Here is a 3128-nt window from a genome sequence, read left to right as displayed (position 1 = left end):
TGAAGTGACCCCCGAAAGTTAGACAGGTCGTTTCATTAGGCAGCCTCTAGGGTATGAGCCCGGTATTGTACGAGGGCACTGAAAAACTCCATCTAGTTCCACTTTGCGAGACATTCGACGATTCAATAGTCGAATGTCTCGCCTTTTTAATTTATAATAGAGAGACTAAATGCAGGTGGTGTTCCAAATGATTTCAAACCAAGAGACACTTAACTTAAGTCCGTACTTGGCCATTTACGATATGGTCGTGCCAAAAGATAATATGCTTCGTCAAATTAACGAACTGGTGGATTTCTCATTCATTTTAGAGGAATTGAAAACAAAATATTGTTTAGATAATGGAAGAAATGCGATTCCTCCGATTCGAATGTTTAAGTACTTATTGTTAAAAGCCATCTTCAATGTATCCGATGTAGACCTTGTCGAACGTTCAAAATATGACATGTCTTTCAAATATTTTTTAGGTATGGCGCCAGAAGATGACGTGATTGATTCAAGCTCACTCACAAAATTCCGCAGACTTCGTCTTCAAGACGTAAGTTTATTAGATATGCTCATTGAAAAAACGGTTGAAATCGCACTCGAAAAGAACATTATCAAAAGTAAAGCAATCATTGTGGACGCAACGCATACCAAAGCACGTTATAACCAAAAATCACCGAAAGAATTTTTACAAGAGAAATCAAAACATACCCGCAAAGCAGTGTATCAATTCGATAAATCCATGAAAGAAAAATTTCCAAAGAAGAATACTTCTAACGAGGTAAAAGATGAAATAGCTTACTGTGAAAAATTGATTACCATTATTGAAAATAAACCACAAATCGCTCATCTACCAGCCGTAATGGAAAAATTGAACGTGTTAAAAGAAGCTGTAGAAGATACGCAAGAACATCTAAATTATTCAACAGACGCCGATGCACGAGTAGGACATAAAACAGCAGACAGTTCTTTCTTTGGTTATAAAACACATTTAGCAATTAGTGATGAACGTATTATTACAGCAGCAGTCGTTACAACAGGTGAAAAATCAGATGGACATTATCTACAAGAACTGATTGAAAAAAGTAAAGTAACAGGAATGGAAGTTGAAACAGTCATCGCTGACACGGCTTATTCAGGGAAAAACAATTTACTTTATACAAAAGAACAAAGCATTCAACTGATTTCTAAGTTAAATCCAATGATTACTCAAAATGGGCGAGCAAACGGAAAAGAATTTGACTTTAATAAAGATGCAGGTTTATTTGTATGTCCAGCAGGACATTTAGCAAAAAGAAAAAGTAAAAAACCAGATTCACATCCAGGAGCAAGTGCAAGAATGGTTTATTTTTTTGACGTTGAAAAATGTAAGGTCTGTCCACTCCGAGAAGGATGTTTTAAAGAAGGTGCAAAAACTAAAACCTATTCTGTTGCCATTAAATCAGAGGAACATTTAGACCAACAAGTTTTTCAAGAAACAGAAGAATTTAAACGCTTAGCTCGAGAACGCTATAAAATCGAAGCAAAAAATAGTGAGTTAAAAAATAAATACGGGTACGATCAAGCATCGGCTGCGGGTTTATTTGGCATGCAAATTCAGGGAGCAACGACGATATTCGCTGTCAATCTAAAAAGAATCTTGAAGCTTCTGAATGAAAAAGGGTAATAAATAGACAAAAAATAGGGCGTTTTCTGTTCGGAATTGAACAAAAAGCGCCTTATTTTTCTCTATAATGAATTTATTTATAAAAAACGCAAGTTTTTCAGTGGCTTCGTATTGTACCGGGCTCATACCCTTTAATTTTGCCTTAATTCTTTTATGATTATAGTATTCTATATACTTTGCTAATTCTTGTTTGAAATGTGTTATACTTTCAAATTCTTTTCGATACAGAAATTCCGATTTCATGATACCGAAGAAATTTTCAATAACGGCATTGTCATAACAGTTTCCTTTACGAGACATACTTTGAGTTATGCCACACTTCGTAAGAGAATGACGGTATTGTTTCATTTGATAGTGCCAACCTTGATCAGAGTGAATGAGGAGTTTATCCTGATCTGTTACACGTTCAAAAGCTTGATCTAACATTGTTGAAACAAGGGAATAGGTAGGTCTTGAACCAATGGTATAGGTGATAATTTCACCATTAAATAAATCCAATATTGGCGATAGGTATAACTTCTCCCCAAATAACTTAAACTCCGTAATATCTGTAACCCACTTCTCATTTGGTTTTTCAGATTGGAAGTTGCGATTTAAAATATTCGGCGCAATTTTCCCAACTGTCCCTTTATAAGAGCGATATTTTTTTATACGAACCAGACATTTTAACCCTAATTCTTTCATAAGACGATACACCTTTTTATGATTTACTTTGTGCCCACGATTCATAAGTTCATCGCGAATACGACGATAGCCATAACACCCATCGTGTTCATCATAAATAGCTTGAATCAGTGCTTTTACCTCCGCATTTGGATCAGGACGATTGAACTGTTTTATCCAATAATAGTACGTACTACGCGGAACATTAGCGAGTTTAAGTAACTCCTTAACAGGAAATTCATGCCTTAACTCATAGATTACTTCCGCTTTGTCTTGTTTTGTGATTTTTCCTTGTTTTGAACTAAGGCATTCAACTTTTTTAAATATGCATTTTCCATACGTAAACGTTCATTTTCCGCTTGTAAGGCTTCGATTGATCCTTCAACTACTGGTTTTATATTTTTATCTTTCATGGTTGGACGCCCCTTTTTCTTTGATTGCAGGGCATCCAATCCTCCTGTTTCATACGCTATTTTCCATTTCCGAAGTGTTTCATAAGACGGAATATTGAAAAGTGCCGCTGTTTCTCTGATAGATGTCCCGTGTTCATTCATATAATAAAGTACATCTAGTTTATACTGAGATGAGTAGAATGTATAGCGCTTTTCAAAGGCCTTTTCACCTGAAGATTCATATCGTCTAATCCACTCGCGAAGTAAAACAGGAGTAACTCCTATAGATTTAGCAATTGTTTCTCCACTTTCTGAACCATCTAAATATCGTTTCACCGCTTGGATTTTTTCTTTTGAAGAAAATTTAGCCATAAAAAATGCACCTCCAATTGTTAGACCGTGTCTAACAATTGGGGTGCACTTCA

At 35.6% G+C, this 3128-nt stretch carries 1 protein-coding gene and 1 pseudogene; one reads left to right on the top strand and one right to left on the bottom strand.

Annotated elements, in window-relative coordinates; genetic code table 11:
• The first annotated feature begins 187 nt into the window (after window positions 1-187).
• Window positions 188-1648 carry an IS1182 family transposase gene (locus B5P42_RS30040; RefSeq protein WP_113735941.1) on the top strand — a complete coding sequence of 487 codons (1461 nt, stop codon included), beginning with the start codon at window positions 188-190 and terminating at the stop codon, window positions 1646-1648.
• Between the two features lie 102 nt (window positions 1649-1750).
• On the opposite strand, the pseudogene B5P42_RS30035 reads toward B5P42_RS30040, so the two are convergent.
• A pseudogene (locus B5P42_RS30035) lies at window positions 1751-3075 on the bottom strand (IS3 family transposase); the annotation flags it as partial.
• Window positions 3076-3128 lie beyond the last annotated feature (53 nt).

The organism is Bacillus sp. SRB_331 (assembly GCF_003264175.1).
GTDB classification, from domain to species: domain Bacteria; phylum Bacillota; class Bacilli; order Bacillales; family Bacillaceae_G; genus Bacillus_A; species Bacillus_A mycoides.
Note: the sequence above shows the minus strand (reverse complement) of the source record. Positions and strands in the feature narration are given on the sequence as shown.

Excerpts from the sequence above, each read along its gene's own strand:
- B5P42_RS30040 (WP_113735941.1), top strand. The coding sequence starts at position 188 with ATGATTTCAAACCAAGAGACACTTAACTTAAGTCCGTACTTGGCCATT.